The organism is Enterococcus sp. DJ147D b (assembly GCF_058216655.1).
Map to the genome: position 1 here is coordinate 570,444 of NZ_CM177104.1, position 18,911 is coordinate 589,354.

21 protein-coding genes and 1 tRNA gene are annotated in these 18,911 nt (G+C 37.2%); 20 read left to right on the top strand and 2 right to left on the bottom strand.

Annotated elements, in window-relative coordinates; genetic code table 11:
- Nucleotides 1-825 (bottom strand): lipoate--protein ligase family protein, encoded by an 825-nt coding sequence (locus tag AC4BD1_RS02785; protein WP_490485786.1) that lies wholly within the window; start codon nt 823-825, stop codon nt 1-3.
- A gap of 221 nt (nt 826-1,046) precedes the next feature.
- Here AC4BD1_RS02785 and AC4BD1_RS02790 point away from each other — a divergent pair, with 221 nt between their 5' ends.
- The gene (locus AC4BD1_RS02790) at nt 1,047-1,484 is read left to right on the top strand and encodes a YwiB family protein (RefSeq protein ID WP_206907125.1); all 438 of its coding nucleotides are present in this window, start codon (nt 1,047-1,049) and stop codon (nt 1,482-1,484) included.
- Between the two features lie 74 nt (nt 1,485-1,558).
- Nucleotides 1,559-2,185, top strand: a complete 627-nt coding sequence (rpoE, locus tag AC4BD1_RS02795; RefSeq protein ID WP_206907127.1) for a DNA-directed RNA polymerase subunit delta — start codon at nt 1,559-1,561, stop codon at nt 2,183-2,185.
- Between the two features lie 300 nt (nt 2,186-2,485).
- Here the strand turns inward: rpoE and AC4BD1_RS02800 are convergent.
- A tRNA-Arg gene (locus AC4BD1_RS02800) sits at nt 2,486-2,557 on the bottom strand.
- 59 nt (nt 2,558-2,616) lie between these two features.
- On the opposite strand from AC4BD1_RS02800, the gene rpoN reads away from it, so the two are divergent.
- From rpoN to atpH, 18 genes are all read left to right on the top strand, one after another.
- Nucleotides 2,617-3,948, top strand: coding sequence for an RNA polymerase factor sigma-54 (gene rpoN, locus AC4BD1_RS02805; protein WP_206907130.1), 1,332 nt, complete (start codon nt 2,617-2,619; stop codon nt 3,946-3,948).
- A 150-nt stretch (nt 3,949-4,098) separates the two neighbouring features.
- On the top strand, nt 4,099-5,190 hold the full coding sequence (locus tag AC4BD1_RS02810; protein ID WP_206907132.1) for a sugar-binding transcriptional regulator: 1,092 nt from the start codon (nt 4,099-4,101) through the stop codon (nt 5,188-5,190).
- Between the two features lie 40 nt (nt 5,191-5,230).
- Nucleotides 5,231-6,232: a type I glyceraldehyde-3-phosphate dehydrogenase gene (gene gap / locus AC4BD1_RS02815; RefSeq protein WP_206898410.1), complete on the top strand. Its 1,002-nt coding sequence runs from the start codon at nt 5,231-5,233 to the stop codon at nt 6,230-6,232.
- 104 nt (nt 6,233-6,336) lie between these two features.
- The gene (locus tag AC4BD1_RS02820) at nt 6,337-7,527 is read left to right on the top strand and encodes a phosphoglycerate kinase (protein ID WP_206907134.1); all 1,191 of its coding nucleotides are present in this window, start codon (nt 6,337-6,339) and stop codon (nt 7,525-7,527) included.
- An 84-nt stretch (nt 7,528-7,611) separates the two neighbouring features.
- Nucleotides 7,612-8,367 (top strand): triose-phosphate isomerase, encoded by a 756-nt coding sequence (tpiA, locus tag AC4BD1_RS02825; protein WP_490485787.1) that lies wholly within the window; start codon nt 7,612-7,614, stop codon nt 8,365-8,367.
- A gap of 117 nt (nt 8,368-8,484) precedes the next feature.
- Nucleotides 8,485-9,783 (top strand): phosphopyruvate hydratase, encoded by a 1,299-nt coding sequence (gene eno / locus AC4BD1_RS02830; protein WP_067483744.1) that lies wholly within the window; start codon nt 8,485-8,487, stop codon nt 9,781-9,783.
- A gap of 145 nt (nt 9,784-9,928) precedes the next feature.
- Nucleotides 9,929-10,288 carry a DUF1304 domain-containing protein gene (locus AC4BD1_RS02835; RefSeq protein ID WP_206907138.1) on the top strand — a complete coding sequence of 120 codons (360 nt, stop codon included), beginning with the start codon at nt 9,929-9,931 and terminating at the stop codon, nt 10,286-10,288.
- Between the two features lie 158 nt (nt 10,289-10,446).
- Nucleotides 10,447-11,409, top strand: a complete 963-nt coding sequence (locus AC4BD1_RS02840; RefSeq protein WP_242589826.1) for an alpha/beta hydrolase — start codon at nt 10,447-10,449, stop codon at nt 11,407-11,409.
- A 244-nt stretch (nt 11,410-11,653) separates the two neighbouring features.
- The gene (locus AC4BD1_RS02845; RefSeq protein ID WP_206907205.1) at nt 11,654-11,929 is read left to right on the top strand and encodes a (4Fe-4S)-binding protein; all 276 of its coding nucleotides are present in this window, start codon (nt 11,654-11,656) and stop codon (nt 11,927-11,929) included.
- A 1-nt stretch (nt 11,930) separates the two neighbouring features.
- Complete coding sequence (locus tag AC4BD1_RS02850) at nt 11,931-12,206, top strand: GNAT family N-acetyltransferase (RefSeq protein ID WP_206907139.1); 276 nt, start codon at nt 11,931-11,933, stop codon at nt 12,204-12,206.
- Between the two features lie 308 nt (nt 12,207-12,514).
- Nucleotides 12,515-12,751 (top strand): preprotein translocase subunit SecG, encoded by a 237-nt coding sequence (gene secG, locus AC4BD1_RS02855; RefSeq protein WP_206907141.1) that lies wholly within the window; start codon nt 12,515-12,517, stop codon nt 12,749-12,751.
- A gap of 112 nt (nt 12,752-12,863) precedes the next feature.
- On the top strand, nt 12,864-13,619 hold the full coding sequence (locus AC4BD1_RS02860) for an alpha/beta hydrolase (RefSeq protein ID WP_206907207.1): 756 nt from the start codon (nt 12,864-12,866) through the stop codon (nt 13,617-13,619).
- Complete coding sequence (gene rnr / locus AC4BD1_RS02865; protein ID WP_490485788.1) at nt 13,616-15,973, top strand: ribonuclease R; 2,358 nt, start codon at nt 13,616-13,618, stop codon at nt 15,971-15,973. The genes AC4BD1_RS02860 and rnr overlap by 4 nt, the downstream gene beginning before the upstream one ends.
- A gap of 20 nt (nt 15,974-15,993) precedes the next feature.
- A complete protein-coding gene (gene smpB / locus AC4BD1_RS02870) occupies nt 15,994-16,458 on the top strand; it encodes an SsrA-binding protein SmpB (protein WP_206907150.1) in 465 nt (154 codons plus the stop codon).
- A gap of 311 nt (nt 16,459-16,769) precedes the next feature.
- Complete coding sequence (gene atpB, locus AC4BD1_RS02875) at nt 16,770-17,489, top strand: F0F1 ATP synthase subunit A (RefSeq protein WP_206898417.1); 720 nt, start codon at nt 16,770-16,772, stop codon at nt 17,487-17,489.
- Between the two features lie 50 nt (nt 17,490-17,539).
- Nucleotides 17,540-17,755 carry an ATP synthase F0 subunit C gene (gene atpE, locus AC4BD1_RS02880; protein ID WP_010718599.1) on the top strand — a complete coding sequence of 72 codons (216 nt, stop codon included), beginning with the start codon at nt 17,540-17,542 and terminating at the stop codon, nt 17,753-17,755.
- A gap of 91 nt (nt 17,756-17,846) precedes the next feature.
- Nucleotides 17,847-18,371 carry a F0F1 ATP synthase subunit B gene (atpF, locus tag AC4BD1_RS02885; RefSeq protein WP_206898418.1) on the top strand — a complete coding sequence of 175 codons (525 nt, stop codon included), beginning with the start codon at nt 17,847-17,849 and terminating at the stop codon, nt 18,369-18,371.
- Nucleotides 18,358-18,900: an ATP synthase F1 subunit delta gene (gene atpH, locus AC4BD1_RS02890; protein WP_206907152.1), complete on the top strand. Its 543-nt coding sequence runs from the start codon at nt 18,358-18,360 to the stop codon at nt 18,898-18,900. The genes atpF and atpH overlap by 14 nt, the downstream gene beginning before the upstream one ends.
- Nucleotides 18,901-18,911: the final 11 nt, after the last annotated feature.

Genomic DNA, 18,911 nt, shown 5'->3' on the forward strand with positions numbered 1-18,911 from the left:
CTATTGCTCCTTTAAGATAGAATTTCTGTCAGCCATTCTTGTTAGCTGTGTCTTCCATTCGTCTGCTGACACGTAGTTTTGTAACCAGTCAGTTGAAGGAAAGAAAGTGAGAGGCTCAGATTGCACCATGAGGTTTTGAAAAGCTGTTGCTAAGCGGAATTTAACTTCAGAAACAGTCAATTGTTGGTGCAAAAGGTCGCTAAGATTCGCCATTTTTTCTGGTTGGACAGCAGGATAGCCATCTGCACCAAAAGCTTCTTTTAATGAAATTTGATAAAAGGTTCGCATCAACTCGCCGCGTGCTAGTTGATTCCCAGTGACGCTTAAATACATCATGACTGCAATCCCATTTTTGATTCGACGTTGAGCAATTCCTGCAAACTTTTTCCCAGAAATACTTAAGTCATATGTTCCAGGACAATAGGAGTCAGAAATTTCAAATGCTTCAATTGTCGCTTCAGGAAAAGCTTTTCTGGTCAAAGTTAACATTCGTTCATAACCGTCATCAATTGAAATTTTTTTGTCATCTGTTTGTGGAAATAGTAAAGACACATTTAAAATGCCCGTATCAGAAACGATACCCAAGCCTCCCGAATTTCGTACCACAGGCGTATAACCAAATTCACGAATTGATTGAACACCTTCATCAAAGAAAGGTGTACGAGTATCTTTCATTCCAAAAATCACTGCCTTGTTATATTGCCAGAAATGAAGAAATGTTTGTTGTCGCTTCTTCGTCTCTGCGGTTAATAAATCGGTCAATGCAAAAGGGGAAAAGTCATTGCCTTGATAGATGTCTTGATCCAATAAAATAGGAGGATTCATTTCATCAACTCCTTGTTCAGTTAGTTCCCTTATTTCTCTTTCAGTATACCTCAAAAACAAGCAGAAGTTTTTAAGTACGCTTCTTATAAGAAAAACTGACAAGTGACTAAATTTGGGTAAAAAAAGTAAAAAAAGTAAAAAAATAAAAAGTATACAAGTTGGTTGACAAAATAGCTGAAACTGGGAACAATAAGCCTATGAGAAGTAAAGGAGAATGCGAGATGGATTTATCACAAGGAACACCAATTTCAATAAAGCTACGCACAAAAGTGAAACAACAAGGTGAAGTTCAAGATTTTTATTTTGATTTAAATGGTCAAATGGTAAAAATTGGCGATACGTTATACATACGGTATAAAGAAGTTCAAGAAGAAACAGGGCAAGAAGTTCCTGTGACAATCAAAATCATTCCTGATGGCCATGTTCAATTGATTCGAGCAGGAGAAATGCGAATGCGCCTTAAATTTGGTTACAAAGAACGTTTAGAAACAGCTTATAAAACACCTTACGGAATGATCTTGATTCAAACATTTACGAATGAATTGCATGTTAGTCTAAAAGATCGACCAGCTTCAGGAAACATTGTGATTGCCTATGATTTATTTATGGGGGAAGAAAAATTAGGTGAATATTATTTAACCTTAGATTTTACAGCATAATTTAAAAGAAAAGTTTGATTTTTTATCGTTGATTTTGTATGATAAGGGATAGACTGTGAAAGGACGTGTCCTGATTGGAAATTAGTGTATTTGAAGGTGCAAACAAAAACGAATTATCAATGATCGAAGTTGCACATGCGATTTTAGAACAACATGGTGATGTGATGGATTTTTCTGATTTAGTTAATCAAATCCAAAACTATCTTGGCAAAACAGATGGAGATATTCGTGATTCATTAGCACAGTTTTATACTGACTTAAATATTGACGGCAGCTTTATTTCTTTAGGCGACAACCGTTGGGGCTTGCGCTCATGGTACGCAATTGATTCAATTGATGAAGAAGTAAATCATGGAATTGACGAAGAAGATGAAGATAAACCTCGTCGCCGCAAACGCAAAAAAGTGAATGCCTTTATCAATGATGATGAAGATGCAATTGACTATAACGATGATGACCCAGAAGATGCTGACTTGTCTGATGAAGATGATGATGATTTATTTGAAGATGATGATGACGACGATGAAGAAATCGCAGCATACAACTCTGATCTACAAGAAATCGGTGCGGATGACAATAGCGACGATGAAGAAGTATTACCAGGGAACATTGAAGAAGACTTAAGCATTATCGAAGACGAAGACGATGAAGATGATGATGAAGAGTATGACAATGAAGAATTTTCTGAAAAAACAGAGTAATGACATCCTTTACTTGAAAAGCGCTACGTTCTAATTGAAGAAATGTATATGTAGGATCAGAACCAACTAGCTGGAAAATGGCTGGTTGGTTTTTTTGTCGATGGTAAAAGAGAACAAACAGAGGCTGTGACAATACTTTTGTCACAGCCCCTGTTTCAATACATGATGTTTCAGACGCGACTTCCTCGAAAGTAAGTCGAAACTCCACAAGGAAAGGAGAAGCCAACTGCTTCTGTCATAACCTCTTCTTTAAAATATAGAAAGCAAAGATACTTAAATTATGCTAAAATGGCTATTGAACGCGTCCTGAGGGAATCGAACCCCCGTCTCAAGAACCGGAATCTTACGTGATATCCACTACACTAAGGACGCAAGCACTGGCATAATTGTAACCAACCAAAAAATAATTTACAAGGGGATAAGGCAAAAAAATGAAATTTCAACAGAATTTTTCACAAAAACAACAACAAACGCAAAAATTGGCTATGACTCAGCAATTGCAGCAATCAATCCAAATCCTCCAATATAATAGTGAAGAATTATTAGCTTTTGTTGAAAATCAGGCGCTAGAAAATCCTTTGGTTGAAGTAGTCGAACCAGAATGGCAACCAGACTACAAAAAAACAAGCAACAATTATGATGGAGAAGAAACAAGCTATCTGAATCAAATTCCTGATACAAAGGGATCATTGTTTGAATCGTTGATTGACCAAGTACATTTGAACTACCGTGATACATTTTTACGTAAAATGATTTTGTATTTGATTGAATATATTGATTTAAATGGTTTTTTAACAATTGATCTAGCGGATGCGGCCAAAGATACAGGTGCATCAGCAATCCAACTATTAGATGCACTGACGTTGATCCAACAGCTAGAACCGGCAGGAGTAGGGGCTAGAAATCTTCAAGAATGTTTAATGTTACAAACAGAACGAGACGATTTTGCTCCAGCATTAGCTTACATCGTTTTGGAGGAATGCTTTGATGAACTAGTCCAACGAAAATGGAAAGAAATCGCACAAAAATTCTCAATTGAACTTAGCGAGGTCCAACATATTTTTGACTATCTTCAAACATTATCACCAAGTCCTGGTAGAATTTTCGACAACAGTCATGAACTTTATATAATTCCAGATGTGAAAGTTTTGGTCCACGACGACAATGAAGTTCAAGTGGTCTCAAATCGAACAAGTCAACCAACTATTCGTTTTCAAGAAAACTATTTCAAACAAATGAATCAAAAAGCAGATAAAGAAACAGCTACTTATTTGAAAGAGCGAAAACAAGAATTTGAGTGGCTACAAAAAACGATGGTGCAACGTGGTGATACGATTTTAAAAGTTGCGCAAGTAATCGTTTCACGTCAAAAAGATTTCTTTATCGATGTTAATCGGCCCATTAAGCCATTGACCTTAAAAGAAGTGGCTTCAGAAGTTGACGTTCATGAGTCAACTGTGAGTCGGGCTGTTCATGGAAAATACTTGGAAACAACTTTTGGTATTTTTGAACTGAAAAAATTTTTTACGACTCGCATAGCAAGTAACAACTCGGCTGGAACGGAAGACTTATCCGCCGAGATGGCAAAGAAGAGACTACAAGAGTTAGTCGACCAAGAAAATAAGGCGAAGCCTTTGTCGGATCAAAAATTAGTCGAGCTTCTAAAAAAAGAAGAAATTGTGATTTCAAGAAGAACCGTTGCAAAATACCGAGATCTTTTGGGAATCCCGAGTTCATCAAAAAGAAAACGGTATGATAAATAAAAAAAGAAAGGCTAGTAAAAGTATTTCACTTTTCTAGTCTTTTTTAGTTGAAAAGTTATCCAGAAACTGTTAGACTAACGCATGTGAGGTTGAAGTTTTCCTTTTAATGAAAAAAGAAAGTAAAACAATCAATTTTATTTTTTATCGTACATGGGTCGTTTTGAGTCTACATTGGACATTTATAGTCCAACTAAGGAGATCGCTATGCTAGATGAATTGAAAATGATTGAATCCGTTGCACCAGATATTATTGAAGTTCTTCAAGAACGCTATAAAATTTTGCGGAATATTTATTGGATGCAGCCGATTGGTCGACGTAGCTTATCTGAAAGTATGGGGATGACAGAGCGAGTTTTGCGAACAGAAACAGATCTTTTGAAAAATCTTCAACTAATTGACACGTCAAAAAGTGGTATGACGTTGACCACAAAAGGTGAGGAAGTTTATCAAAGCCTTGAAAACTTCATGGATCAGCTTTTAGGAATGCATCAGACAGAAAAAAAGTTGGCTGAGTATTTTGGTAATCAACGTTGTATTGTCGTTTCAGGAAATAGTGACGCACAACCAAAAGTGACAGATGCTTTTGGGGATGCTTTAAACGAATCCTTGAACTTGCTTCTTCCAGAGGGTGAGAATATTATCGCCGTAATGGGAGGAACCACGATGGCTGTTGTCGCTGAACAGTTGACGAATTTGGAAAACAAGAAACGACATAACTTGTTTGTTCCTGCCAGAGGAGGAATTGGCGAGGCGGTTACCGTACAAGCAAATTCAGTTAGTGCTAGAATGGCAGCTAACACAAATGGGGATCATCGAGCATTGTATGTTCCAGAGCAACTAAGTTTAGCTACCTATAATTCTTTACTCAATGAACCATCTATTCAAGAAGTGTTAAACTTGATAAGTCAGGCGAATTGTGTTATTCATAGTATTGGACGTGCTTTGCATATGGCAGCACGCCGAAAAATGACTGAAAAAGAATTGATTATGTTGAAGCAGGCGAATGCTGTAGCGGAATCCTTTGGTTATTTCTTTAACGAAAATGGAGAAGTTGTTTACAAGGTTCCGAGAATCGGTATCGAACTGAAAGACTTGACACAGGTGCCAATCATTCTTGCGATTGCTGGTGGAAAAACAAAAGCCAAAGCAATCCGAGCGTATATGAAAAATGCACCAAAACAAACGTGGCTGATCACAGATGAGGCCGCAGCAAATGAGATTTTAAAAGGGGTAACCCTTTAAAATAAAAATTTTTTTGATTTTCATAAGGAGGAAATCTTAAATGACAGTTAAAGTAGGTATTAATGGTTTTGGACGTATCGGACGTCTAGCGTTCCGCCGTATCCAAGATGTAGATGGAATCGAAGTAGTAGCAATCAATGACTTAACAGATGCTAAAATGTTAGCACACTTGTTAAAATATGACACAACTCAAGGACGTTTCAACGGAACAGTTGAAGTTCATGAAGGTTCTTTCAACGTTAACGGTAAAGAAGTTAAAGTTTTAGCTAACCGTAACCCTGAAGAATTACCATGGGGCGAACTAGGCGTAGACATCGTTCTAGAATGTACTGGTTTCTTCACTTCTAAAGCAGCTGCTGAAAAACATTTAACAGCTGGTGCTAAACGTGTTGTTATCTCTGCTCCTGGTGGAGACGATGTTCCAACAATCGTTTATAACACTAACCACGAAACATTAACTGGTAAAGAAACAGTTATCTCAGGTGCTTCATGTACTACTAACTGTTTAGCTCCTATGGCTAAAACATTGAACGACAAATTTGGTGTTGTTGAAGGATTAATGACAACTATCCACGCTTACACAGGTGACCAAATGACTCTAGACGGACCACACCCTAAAGGTGACTTCCGCCGCGCACGCGCTGCTGCTGCAAACATCGTTCCTAACTCAACAGGTGCTGCTAAAGCTATCGGCTTAGTTATCCCTGAATTGAACGGTAAATTAGACGGAGCTGCTCAACGTGTTCCTGTTCCAACTGGTTCATTAACTGAATTAGTAACAGTTCTTAAAAAAGAAGTTTCAGTTGACGAAATCAACGAAGCAATGAAAGAAGCTGCAAACGAATCTTACGGTTACAACACTGACGAAATCGTTTCTTCAGATATCGTAGGTATGACTTTCGGTTCATTGTTTGATGCAACTCAAACTAAAGTAATGACAGTAGGCGACCAACAATTAGTTAAAACTGTTGCTTGGTACGACAACGAAATGTCTTACACTGCACAATTAGTACGTACTTTAGAATACTTCGCTAAACTATAAGAAACACGTACGAGTGTAAATTTAAACAAGTACACTTAAAAGCGGGGAAGCAATCGCGCTTCTCCGCTTTTTTTGATAACAAAGTTTATTTAGGAGGAAACAAAATGGCTAAGAAAACAGTAAAAGATATCGACTTAAAAGATAAAAAAGTTCTTGTCCGTGTTGACTTTAATGTTCCTTTGAAAGATGGCGTGATCACTGACGATACACGTATCAAAGCTGCTTTACCAACAATCAACTACGTGCTTGAACAAGGCGGAAAAGCAATCCTTTTCTCTCATTTAGGACGTGTAAAAGCTGAAGAAGATAAAGCAGGAAAATCTTTAGCACCAGTTGCTAAACGTTTGGGCGAATTATTAGGTAAAGAAGTTACTTTCGTACCTGAAACTCGTGGGAAAGAATTAGAAGAAGCAATCAACAACATGAAAGACGGCGAAGTTGTTGTCTTTGAAAACACTCGTTTTGAAGATGTTGATGGTAAAAAAGAAAGCAAAAATGATCCAGAATTAGGAAAATACTGGGCTTCACTAGGTGATGTTTTTGTCAATGATGCTTTCGGTACGGCTCACCGTGCACATGCTTCTAACGTAGGAATCGCTTCAACTGGTATTCCAACAGTTGCTGGATTTTTAATGGACAAAGAAATCAAATTTATCGGCGAAGCTGTTGAAGAACCAAAACGCCCAATGATTGCAATCCTTGGTGGTGCTAAAGTTTCTGACAAAATCGGCGTTATTGAAAACTTGATTCCAAAAGCTGACAAAATCTTGATCGGTGGCGGAATGACTTATACATTCTACGCAGCAAAAGGAATTAAAATCGGAAGTTCTTTAGTTGAATCTGACAAAATCGAATTAGCCAAAGAATTGATTGAAAAAGCAGGCGACAAACTTGTATTACCAATCGACAACGTTTGTGCACCTGAATTCTCAAACGACGTAGAAACTCAAGTTATCGAAGGCGACATTCCTGATGGATTGATGGCTCTAGATATCGGACCTGCATCAGTTAAATTATTTGCTGATACATTGAAAGGTGCGAAAACTGTTGTTTGGAACGGACCAATGGGTGTGTTCGAAATGAGTAACTTCGCTAATGGTACAATCGGAGTTTGTGAAGCAATCGCAAATCTTGAAGGTGCTACAACAATCATCGGTGGTGGGGACTCTGCAGCTGCAGCTGAACAACTTGGCTTTGCTGACAAATTCACTCATATCTCAACTGGTGGGGGCGCAAGTTTAGAATTGTTAGAAGGTAAAGAATTACCTGGTCTAGCAGCAATTAACGATAAATAATCCACCTGTATCTAGGTGTGCGCTTTGAAACAAGTGTACCTTTAGACTTGTGTTTTGAAAAAGAAAAAGGAGTGTGTGTTCATCATGCGTAAACCAATCATCGCTGGTAACTGGAAAATGAACAAAACTGCATCAGAAGCAAAAGCATTTGCTGAAGCAGTAAAAAACAAAATCCCTTCAAATGAAGTAGTTGACTCTGTTATCGGATCACCTGCATTATTCTTACAAGAATTAATCGCTTCTGCTGAAGGTACTGAACTAAAAATTTCTGCACAAAACTGTTTCTGGGAAAACTCAGGCGCTTTCACTGGTGAAACTTCACCAGCTGCATTAGCAGATCTTGGTGTTCAATATGTTATCATTGGACATTCAGAACGTCGTGAATATTTCCATGAGACTGACGAAGATATCAACAAAAAAGCAAAAGCAATTTTTGCAAATGGTATGACACCTATCTTATGTTGTGGTGAAACTTTAGAAACATATGAAGCAGGAAAAACTGCTGAATGGATCGAAGGCCAAATCACTGAAGGTCTTAAAGACTTAACAGACGGACAAGTAAGCAATATGGTAATTGCTTATGAACCAATCTGGGCAATCGGTACTGGTAAATCTGCTGATGCACAAATCGCTGATGAAATTTGTGGCGTTGTTCGTCAAACAGTTGAAAAATTATATGGCAAAGAAGTTTCTGATGCTGTACGTATCCAATACGGCGGTTCTGTTAAACCAGAAAACATTGCGGAATACATGGCTAAAGAAAACGTTGATGGAGCTTTAGTTGGAGGAGCTAGCTTAGAAGCTGACTCATTCTTATCTTTATTAGACGCTGTAAAATAATTTTTGAAAATTTGTGAAAAAAAGCAATAAATGTTTGCACTTAGTCACAAAATTAACTAAAATCGTATATGAGGGAAATCCCTTAGGATAAAAACAAACTCAAAGGAGAGACAAAACATGTCAATTATTACTGATGTTTACGCTCGCGAGATCTTAGACTCACGCGGTAACCCAACAATCGAAGTAGAAGTATACACAGAAAGCGGAGCTTTTGGCCGTGGAATGGTTCCTTCAGGTGCTTCAACTGGTGAATACGAAGCAGTTGAATTACGTGATGGCGACAAAGCTCGTTACGGTGGTAAAGGTGTTACTAAAGCTGTTGATAACGTAAACAACATCATTGCTGAAGCAATCATTGGCTACGATGTACGTGACCAAATGGCTATCGATAAAGCTATGATCGCTTTAGACGGAACTCCTAACAAAGGTAAATTAGGTGCGAACGCTATTTTAGGTGTATCTATTGCTGTTGCTCGTGCGGCTGCTGACTACCTAGAAGTACCTTTATACCACTACCTAGGCGGATTTAATACAAAAGTATTACCAACTCCAATGATGAACATCATCAATGGTGGATCACATGCTGATAACTCAATCGACTTCCAAGAATTCATGATTATGCCTGTAGGTGCTCCAACATTTAAAGAAGCACTACGTATGGGTGCTGAAGTATTCCACGCTTTAGCTGCAATTTTAAAAGGTCGCGGATTAGCAACTTCTGTTGGTGACGAAGGTGGATTTGCTCCTAACCTTGGTTCAAACGAAGAAGGTTTCGAAGTTATCATCGAAGCAATCGAAAAAGCTGGCTATGTACCTGGTAAAGACGTTGTTCTTGCTATGGATGCTGCTTCTTCAGAATTTTACGACAAAGAAAAAGGTGTTTACGTTTTAGCTGACTCAGGCGAAGGCGAAAAAACAACTGACGAAATGATCAAATTCTACGAAGAATTAGTTTCTAAATATCCAATCATCTCAATCGAAGATGGCCTAGACGAAAACGACTGGGACGGATTCAAGAAATTAACTGACGTATTAGGCGACAAAGTTCAATTAGTTGGTGACGACTTGTTCGTAACAAACACTCAAAAATTAGCTGAAGGTATCGAAAAAGGAATTGCTAACTCAATCCTTATCAAAGTTAACCAAATTGGTACTTTAACAGAAACTTTCGAAGCTATTGAAATGGCTAAAGAAGCTGGTTACACTGCAGTTGTATCTCACCGTTCTGGTGAAACAGAAGATTCAACAATCTCTGATATCGCAGTTGCAACTAACGCTGGCCAAATCAAAACTGGTTCTCTTTCACGTACTGACCGTATTGCTAAATACAATCAATTATTACGTATCGAAGACCAACTTGGTGAAGTTGCTGAATACAAAGGTTTGAAATCTTTCTACAACTTAAAAAATAAATAATTTTTACGAATTAACTATTTTGAGACGTGAGGCTTGCCTCACGTCTTTTTTTGTTCATAAAATACTGTACAGTTAATTGTTTTACAAGCCGATCGAATTTTTATATGATAAATGGCATCAATAAGTATCAAAGGAGAGAAACAATATGCATCTTTTTTCAACGATAATCATCACGTTAGTAGCAATCGAGTTTTTTTATATTATGTATTTAGAGACGTTTGCAACCACCTCAGCAACCACTGGACGAGTATTTCATTTGTCAAAAGAAGAATTAGCACGTCCGTCAGTAACTGTTTTATTCAAGAATCAAGGAATTTATAATGGATTGATCGGCGTAGGTTTACTTTATGCGACATATGTCTCCTCTGTCGGTATTGAGCTCGCGAAGATCTTGTTACTATATATTATTTTAGTGGCTTTATATGGAAGCATAACAAGTGACAAAAAAATTATTGTTACACAAGGTGGATTGGCAATTATTGCTTTTATTTCTCTATTTTTTTAAGTTAAGTCTTTAAAAATTCCACAGTTTTTTTATTAGAATGGTACAATAAAAATAGAGTTTACTTGAATTTTTTTTAAAAGCAAAAATCAGCTTTGATTAATCGATCTCATGGTGCAAATTAATGATAACTGAGTAGTGGAGGTGTTGAATTGATCATTATGTTGTATATTGTTTTAGTAATTGCGATTTTTGCTATTATTTTTAATGTTATTTCTTATTCTTATGCAAAAAAGTTGATCAAGGTTGGTGTACAGCGAGGTCATAATTGGTATGAAACAACTGGACATCTCTTAATGGATCCTGCAGCGACTGAAGCTGTTGAAGCAAAACGACAACAACTAGAAGAATCAGCAGAGAGTTTTTGGCAAACAGGTGTGATTGAAACAATCAAAAGCTATGATGGATTAAAACTTGTAGGAAAATGGTTTATCACAGATCGGAGACAAAAAAATTGGGTGATTTGTATCCATGATTACCGAAGTACGGGGAAACGAGACATGTCTTTTATTGGGAAAAAATATGCGGAACAAGGATTTAATGTTTTGATTCCAGATTTACGTGCACATGGTGAAAGTGAAGGAGAAATCATCGGGATGGGCTGGTTAGATCGTCTGGATTTGATTGCTTGGATCAAACAGCTGATGAAAGAATATCCGGAGGCTTCAATCGTTTTGCATGGGGGTTCGATGGGGGCATCGACGATCATGATGGCTAGTGGCGAGAAGTTACCTTCTTCTGTGAAAGGTTTCGTCTTGGATAGTGGATATGTTTCTGTTTATGCAGAATTTCGTTATATGTTAAGCAAGCTAACTTCATTTCCAAAGTGGTTGATTATGCGGTACGCAAATTCTTACGCTCAAAAATATGCTGGATATTCTTTAAAACAGGCATCCGCTACGCGACAACTAGGTAGTAATCATTTACCATTGTTAATTATCCATGGGGAACATGATTATTTTGTACCAGTTGAAGCAGCATATACGGTGCAAAATGCAACAGCGGGGGAAAAAGAATTATTGTTGGTTCCAAATGCGGAACATTTAGCACCAGTATTGAATGAACCAAAGACTTATTGGACAGTTGTGTTTTCTTTTATCAACGAACGTATTTTAGTAGGTTAATAAAGCATTTTGCTTTTTCGGACCAGACGATTTGCGATAATTAATATAGAAGAAAAAATTTGCAATGTTTCATCTAAGCAATTTATATTGGGTTTCAGGTCGTAGGCTTGATTGAGTAAGTTGTGCCTGATTTATAAAACTGCTTTATTTGTTTATTCTCGTCTGCGAGGATAAATAGTTGCTGCTTCGAAGAGAGATTGGTAGAATGAATTATATGAAAACACGAGTTATTTTTAGGGGTGGTATGATGGGGCAACAGGTGAACAAGGAACATTTTTCAACCGAAGAAGAATTATTTGAAGCAGGTTATCGAAAATATTCGGGTGAAAAGATAGATATTTTTTATAACAAAGAGATTTGTATCCACAGTGGAAATTGTGTTCGCGGAAATGCAGCCGTTTTTGAAGTTGGCCGTAGACCGTGGATCATGCCAGATAATGCAAGTGCTGATGAAAGTAGCAACATTATTCAAACATGTCCAAGTGGTGCGTTGAAGTTTATTCGAAAGGATGAAGTGTAAAATGGAAATCAAAGAAGAAAAAAATCGCTTTGCTTTATACAATGATGAACAACAAGAAATTGGAGAAATGACTTGGTCGGATGCTGGACCAGATATTATGATCATTGATCACACGTTTGTCGAACCTGCTTATCGTGGACAAAAATTGGCAGAAAAGTTAGTGAATAGTGGTGTTGAACTAGCTCGTCGTGAAGGAAAAAAAATTATTCCGCTATGCCCGTTTGCTAAAAAAGAATTTGATACAAAACCGGAATATGGAGATGTATTACGTAAATAAATAGAAATAAAAAAAGAGTGACGTTTTTGACGTCACTCTTTTTTTATAGATAGATTGACGAGACTTGATTTTTATCTGGTGTTCAGAGTAGAAAGATGACGTTGATTGAATGTAAATATGTTAGCGAAAACTGTACTCTCGATATGTCCAAAGTAACACCTCAAAATAATTTTGATTAGTTTCCTCTTACTGTTGAAGAGTGTTGTTTGTCGTTAGAACTTTCCTTTACAACCTTTTTTTGAATTTATTTTTATTCTATGGTAAAGTTAAAGAGATGATATTTTTCAAAGAAGGAGGAGCTGACGCATATGTATAATTTAATTTTAGGAATCGTGATTGCCTTATCGATCGTCATGATCATTGCAATTATGATGCAGCCAAGTAAACAAAATAGTGCGGCGAGCGCATTTACTGGTGGAGCGGATCAGTTGTTTGGAAAGCAAAAGGCACGTGGCTTTGAAGCTGTGATGCAACGAACAACTGCTGCGCTAGGAGCCGTTTGGATGATCTTATTGTTTGTCCTAGCGTTTTTATCTTCAAACTAATCAAGAGAAACCTCTCGCCGATTTGCGAGGGTTTTTTTTATTGGTCGAGTAGGTGAAAACAAGAAGTTTCTGAGAGTAACTATGGTAAAATGAAGAACGAGAGGTGATAGAATTGAAAGGAAGTTTACCAAAACCATTTTATGCGGAGCATGGAAAGCCAGCGGTCTTACTTTTGCACGCATATTCAGGTAGTTCAAATGATGTCCGAATGCTTTGTCGTTTTTTGGAAAAAGCAAATTATACTGTTTATGCTCCGATGTTTTCAGGCCATGGGACATTGAACCCAGAAGATATTTTGCATCAAGATGCTAATACTTGGTGGGAGGATGCAAAAGCAGCACTTGAATTTTTAAAAGCTAAAGGGTTTACCGAAGTTGCTGTTTTTGGCTTGTCTATGGGTGGTATTTTTGCGACAAGATTACTTGAAGAAGAAAATGTGATTGGCGGTGGCTTTTTCTGTTCACCAATTTCACCAGTAAAAACGAATGTACCAGAAAACTTTCTCATTTATGCACAACAAGTGTTGAATGCAGCAGGAAAATCAGAAAAAGAAATTCAGCAACAACTTGAAATCTATCGTCCCTTAGTTAAGGAACAATTAGCAAATATACAAGAACAAGCAGCTTATGCAAATGAAAAGCTGTCAAAAATTCAAGCACCAATCTTTCTAGCTCAAGCAGGTCAAGATGAAATGATTGATCCTATGGGTGTTTATGAAACGGCTCGCCGTTTGCACAAACAGCGAGTGACTCTTCAATGGTATCCGAAAAGCAAGCATGTGATTACGGTTGGAAACGCTAGACGTGAGCTGGAACAAGATGTCCTAGAATTTTTAGAGAAATTACCCTGGAATGAGGAAACTAAATGACAAAAGAAACAATTAAAGAAAAAATTATTTTTTTTATGGAAAGTAGCCGTAAAAAGAGCTTTTCAATGGAAGAAATTGCAGAAGGATTGGGATTTCAAAAAAGTGAAGACTTTAAACTATTAGTCCAAACAATTGCTCAAATGGAAAGAGAGCAAAGTATCGTTTTTAACAAAAAAGGTAAAGTGAAGTTGCCATTACAACCATTACTGATTGAAGGAACATTTCGTGGAAATGAACGTGGTTTTGGATTTGTAACAATCGATCCAGAAGAAGATGATATCTATATTCCAAAGGAAGCTACTGGTTATGCAATGGACGGGGACATCGTGGCAATCGATATTATTAAAACGGCAGATACGGCGCTCGATCGAGGCGCAGAAGGAAAGATCGTTGAGATTCGAGAGCGTGGAACAACGCAACTAGTGGGTGAATTCGTTGCTTATTCACCTGAGGAAGAAGCAGAAACTGATCTTTATGGCGTGGTGATTCCCAAAGATAAAAAATTAACGAGATTTAAAGTATATGCAGCCGCAGAAGGTATTCGTCCAGTAGATGGAAGTATCGTGATCGTAGAATTGACCCATTATCCAGAAAATGGTTATGCTACTAGCTTAGAAGGAATTGTCAAACAAGTAATTGGTCATAAAAACGATCCCGGTATGGATATTTTATCGATCGTTGTAGCAAATGGGATTCCAACGAAATTTCCTGATGATGTATTAGAAGAAGCAGATAAAGTCCCTGATCATATCAATGAAAAAGATTTGGTTGGACGACGTGATCTGCGAGACCAACTAATAGTAACGATTGATGGCGAAGACGCGAAGGACTTAGATGATGCAGTAACTGTTCGCAAACTAGCAAATGGCAATTACTTCTTAGGGGTTCATATTGCAGACGTTTCGTATTATGTAACACAAGGAAGCCAATTGGATCGTGAAGCTTATGATCGTGGAACAAGTGTCTATTTGACTGATCGTGTGATTCCTATGATTCCACAACGATTGTCAAACGGAATCTGTTCCTTAAATCCACACGTGCCAAGATTGACGATGAGTTGTGAGATGGAAATTGATCCAAATGGAACTGTTGTGAGTCATGAGATTTTTCAAAGTGTTATTCAAACAACCGAACGAATGACTTATACTGCTGTAAATGAAATTTTAGAAGACGAAGACCCAGAAACAATGAAACGCTATGAACAACTAGTGCCGATGTTTCGGGCGATGAAAGAATTACATGAAATATTGGAAAAGATGAGAATCCGTCGTGGGGCGATTTCTTTTGAAGATCGCGAAGCCAAGGTATTAGTGAACCCAGAAGGACATCCTTTAGATATTTTATTGCGGACACGTGGTGTAGGAGAACGATTGATTGAATCATTTATGCTTGCAGCTAACGAAACAGTGGCACAACATTATCATGATCTTCATTTACCCTTCATCTATCGAATTCATGAACAACCTAAAGAAGAAAAAATGCAACGTTTCTTTGACTTTGCTTCAGCACTAGGAATCTTAGTTAAAGGAACAAAAGGAACAATTACACCGAAAGATTTGCAAAAAGTAATCGAAGACGTAGAAGAAAAGCCTGAATCTGCAGTAATCAATACGATGCTATTGAGAAGTATGCAACAAGCGCGTTATTCAGAAGAAAACTATGGTCATTATGGCTTAGCAGCTGAGTATTATACACACTTTACCTCACCAATTCGCCGTTATCCGGACTTAATCGTTCACCGTTTAATTCGTTCTTATAGTGAGGATCGTAGTGAAGAAAAACAAGCAATCTGGTCTGCTGAATTGCCAGACATCGCTGAACACAGTTCAAAAATGGAACGCCGAGCAGTTGAGGCAGAACGTGAAGTTGATGCAATGAAGAAAGCAGAATACATGATGGATAAAGTTGGAGAAGAGTTCGATGGCATCATTAGTTCAGTGGTAAAATTTGGTTTATTTATTGAACTGCCTAATACGATTGAAGGTCTGATCCATATCAATGATTTGAAACAGGATTATTTTCACTTTATTGAAAATCATTTAGCGTTGGTGGGTGAACGGACAGGACTAACTTTCAAAATTGGACAAAAAGTCCGAGTGAAAGTGGTCAAAGCAAGTCCAGATGAACGAGCAGTAGACTTTGAACTAGTTTCAGCAGAAGAAGTCGCACAACTTGAACGGCCAAGAACTAAACAAAAAGGTAGAGCAGGTAATCAAAATCAAAATCGTGGACGCAAAGCAAATCAACGAAATAAAAAAAATGGTGGGAAGAAAAATGACTTCCAACCGACTAAGAAAAAAGGAAAAGGTGGTAAAAAACCTTTTTATAAAGGAATCAAGAAAAAGAAAAAATAAAATAGTTTGGGGGAACTAGAATGCCAAAAGGCGAGGGAAAACTAATTGCACAAAATAAAAAGGCTCGCCATGACTACTCGATTATTGACACGATGGAAGCAGGCATGGTTTTACAAGGCACCGAAATCAAATCGATTCGGAACAGCCGAATCAATCTAAAAGATGGATTCGTGCGTGTTCGAAATGGCGAGGCCTTCCTATATAATGTTCACATTAGTCCGTATGAACAGGGGAATATTTTTAATCATGATCCGTTACGGACACGTAAGTTACTCTTGCACAAAAAGCAAATTGCCCGACTAATCGGTGAAACAAAAAATGCAGGGGTAACGATCGTCCCTTTGAAAGTGTATATCAAGAATGGGTATGCAAAAGTGTTGATTGGTTTAGCCAAGGGAAAGAAATCGTATGACAAACGGGAAGACTTGAAACGAAAAGATGTCGATCGTCAAATTGATCGAACATTGAAAAATTTCTCCAGATAATTTCAATATCCTTTTTCGCATATTCGGTGCTTTTACTTTTACTTAATGATAAAATTTGGTAGCATTTAATCTGATAAAGCACGATTACTAAAGGTTTTCCTAGAAAATCGCCACCATAATTTAAATGAAAACTTCATCAAATTAGACTGAAACGAAAAAGTGTCTAATTTTCATGAAAATGTTTTGTATTTTCTGTTTCATGGTGGTATGATACCGATTGGTTATGATCAGATTTTTTCAGAAAAACCAAATGCGCACTTGAAAGTTATTTCATGTGAATTTCAGGGAAAAGAGAAAAGAGGTGAAATGAATTGGATGAACGCTCGCTAACGTTCCACATTGGACCTGTGTGGTTTGATGGTACTGTTTGTATGATGGTGTTATTGACTTGTCTAATCGTTTTCTTTCTAGTGTACTTCTTTACGCGTAACTTAAAGATGAAACCAACTGGAAAACAAAATGCGATTGAATGGGTAATAGATTTCAGTCGAGGAATCGTCACAGATAACTTGCCTAGAAAAGAACTAAGTAATTTCCATTTACTAGCATTTACCTTATTCTTATTTGTTTTTATTGCAAATAATATCGGTCTAATGACAAAAATCGTCCTACCAAATGAAACGACACTTTGGAAAAGTCCAACAGCTGATCCATTTGTGACATTAACATTGGCATTTATGATGATTTTACTTACTCATTTGTTTGGGGTAAAACGATTTGGATTGAAAGGCTATTTTGTAAATTCATTCTTGAAGCCTTATAGTTTCATGTTACCAATGAAGATCATTGAAGAATTTACAAATTTATTAACACTTGCTTTACGTCTTTATGGGAATATTTACGCGGGGGAAGTTTTGCTAACCTTGATTGCAAAAATGATGACAAGCCTAGGCTGGCTGTCACTACCATTAGCAATTCCATTAGAGATGGTCTGGATTGCATTTTCATTGTTTATCGGAAGCATCCAAGCATTTGTCTTTGTCACTTTATCAATGGTTTATATGAGCCATAAGATTGAAGTAGAAGAGTAATATTTGTTTTAGAAAACTACTATTTATTTACTTTAGGAGGAAAAAATATTATGAATTATATCGCAGCAGCAATCGCAATCATGGGGGCAGCAATCGGTGCCGGTTATGGTAACGGTCAAGTAATCTCAAAAACTATCGAATCAATGGCTCGCCAACCTGAAATGTCTGGTCAATTACGTACAACAATGTTTATTGGGGTAGCCCTAGTTGAAGCTGTTCCTATTCTTGGTGTGGTTATCGCCTTAATTCTAGTTTTTGCCGTTTAATAAATGTAAGTAAACTGGCAGAAACAACTTGGTTTGTTCCTGCTTTTTTACATGGAAACTAGAGAAACCTCAAAGAAAGGAAGGCTAGCTTATGCTGAATCAATTGGCAATTGCAGAAGTTGGCAATCCGATGTTAGGTAATATCATCGTTGTCAGCGGCTCATTTTTGATCCTACTTGCTCTTTTAAAGCATTTTGCTTGGGGACCAATTAGTGAAATTTTGAAGAAACGTGAAGATAAGATCGCCAATGATTTAGATTCTGCAGAACAATCTCGCATCAAATCAGCAAAAATGGAACAAGAACGCGAACAACAATTGTTAGCTTCTCGTTCTGACGCAGCTGAAATTATTAAAAATGCGAAAGAAAGTGGAGAACTTAGCCGCCAAAATATTTTGAAGGATACACAAGATGAAGTTGTTCGTCTAAAAAACAAAGCTAAAGCAGATATCACATTAGAACGTGACAATGCATTGAACTCTGTTAAAGATGATGTTGCTGATCTTTCACTTCAAATTGCGGAAAAAATCTTGAATAAAGAATTATCTCCAGAAATGCATGAATCATTAATCAACCAATATATTGAAGGTCTAGGTTCTTCAAATGAAACTAGATAAATATACTGTGGGTAGACGCTACGGAAAAGCTTTGTTTGAACTGGCGATCGATTCAAACAATAGCGAAGAAATCTATCAAGAACTATTGAGCTTACGTAAAATTTATGAAAAAGTCCCTGAATTAGGGGGAGTGCTCAGTGATGCTCGTTTAGAACCACATGAAAAACGACTTATCATGGATAAGTTAATTGGTGGGTATGACGGTATTGTTAAAAACTTTTTAGAAGTGGTCTACAATTACAATCGGATGGATGATCTATTATTCATGATTGACGAATATGAACATCGTTATAATGAAAGTAATGGGTTATTACGTGGAACAGTTAAGACTGCCGTTCCTTTATCTGATGAACAGTTAGAAAAATTAGAACAGAATGTAGCAAAAACAATGAACTATCAAACAGTTGAATTAGAAACAATCGTTGATTCTTCTATTCTTGGTGGCGCAATTGTTGAAGCCGACCATCGAGTGATCGACGGTAGCATTCGAACGCAATTGGAAACAATGCGTAATCAATTAAATAGATAGTACAAAGAGGT

Bases quoted from the DNA above. Each gene is read 5' to 3' on its own strand.
- AC4BD1_RS02790 (WP_206907125.1), top strand. From the start codon at position 1,047: ATGGATTTATCACAAGGAACACCAATTTCAATAAAGCTACGCACAAAA.
- atpH (WP_206907152.1), top strand. From the start codon at position 18,358: ATGAAACTAGATAAATATACTGTGGGTAGACGCTACGGAAAAGCTTTG.
- AC4BD1_RS02840 (WP_242589826.1), top strand. From the start codon at position 10,447: ATGTTGTATATTGTTTTAGTAATTGCGATTTTTGCTATTATTTTTAAT.
- rnr (WP_490485788.1), top strand. From the start codon at position 13,616: ATGACAAAAGAAACAATTAAAGAAAAAATTATTTTTTTTATGGAAAGT.
- atpF (WP_206898418.1), top strand. From the start codon at position 17,847: ATGCTGAATCAATTGGCAATTGCAGAAGTTGGCAATCCGATGTTAGGT.
- rpoN (WP_206907130.1), top strand. From the start codon at position 2,617: ATGAAATTTCAACAGAATTTTTCACAAAAACAACAACAAACGCAAAAA.
- smpB (WP_206907150.1), top strand. From the start codon at position 15,994: ATGCCAAAAGGCGAGGGAAAACTAATTGCACAAAATAAAAAGGCTCGC.
- AC4BD1_RS02820 (WP_206907134.1), top strand. From the start codon at position 6,337: ATGGCTAAGAAAACAGTAAAAGATATCGACTTAAAAGATAAAAAAGTT.
- secG (WP_206907141.1), top strand. From the start codon at position 12,515: ATGTATAATTTAATTTTAGGAATCGTGATTGCCTTATCGATCGTCATG.
- eno (WP_067483744.1), top strand. From the start codon at position 8,485: ATGTCAATTATTACTGATGTTTACGCTCGCGAGATCTTAGACTCACGC.
- atpE (WP_010718599.1), top strand. From the start codon at position 17,540: ATGAATTATATCGCAGCAGCAATCGCAATCATGGGGGCAGCAATCGGT.
- gap (WP_206898410.1), top strand. From the start codon at position 5,231: ATGACAGTTAAAGTAGGTATTAATGGTTTTGGACGTATCGGACGTCTA.
- AC4BD1_RS02785 (WP_490485786.1), bottom strand. From the start codon at position 825: ATGAATCCTCCTATTTTATTGGATCAAGACATCTATCAAGGCAATGAC.
- AC4BD1_RS02810 (WP_206907132.1), top strand. From the start codon at position 4,099: ATGGGTCGTTTTGAGTCTACATTGGACATTTATAGTCCAACTAAGGAG.
- AC4BD1_RS02850 (WP_206907139.1), top strand. From the start codon at position 11,931: ATGGAAATCAAAGAAGAAAAAAATCGCTTTGCTTTATACAATGATGAA.
- AC4BD1_RS02845 (WP_206907205.1), top strand. From the start codon at position 11,654: ATGATGGGGCAACAGGTGAACAAGGAACATTTTTCAACCGAAGAAGAA.
- tpiA (WP_490485787.1), top strand. From the start codon at position 7,612: ATGCGTAAACCAATCATCGCTGGTAACTGGAAAATGAACAAAACTGCA.
- AC4BD1_RS02835 (WP_206907138.1), top strand. From the start codon at position 9,929: ATGCATCTTTTTTCAACGATAATCATCACGTTAGTAGCAATCGAGTTT.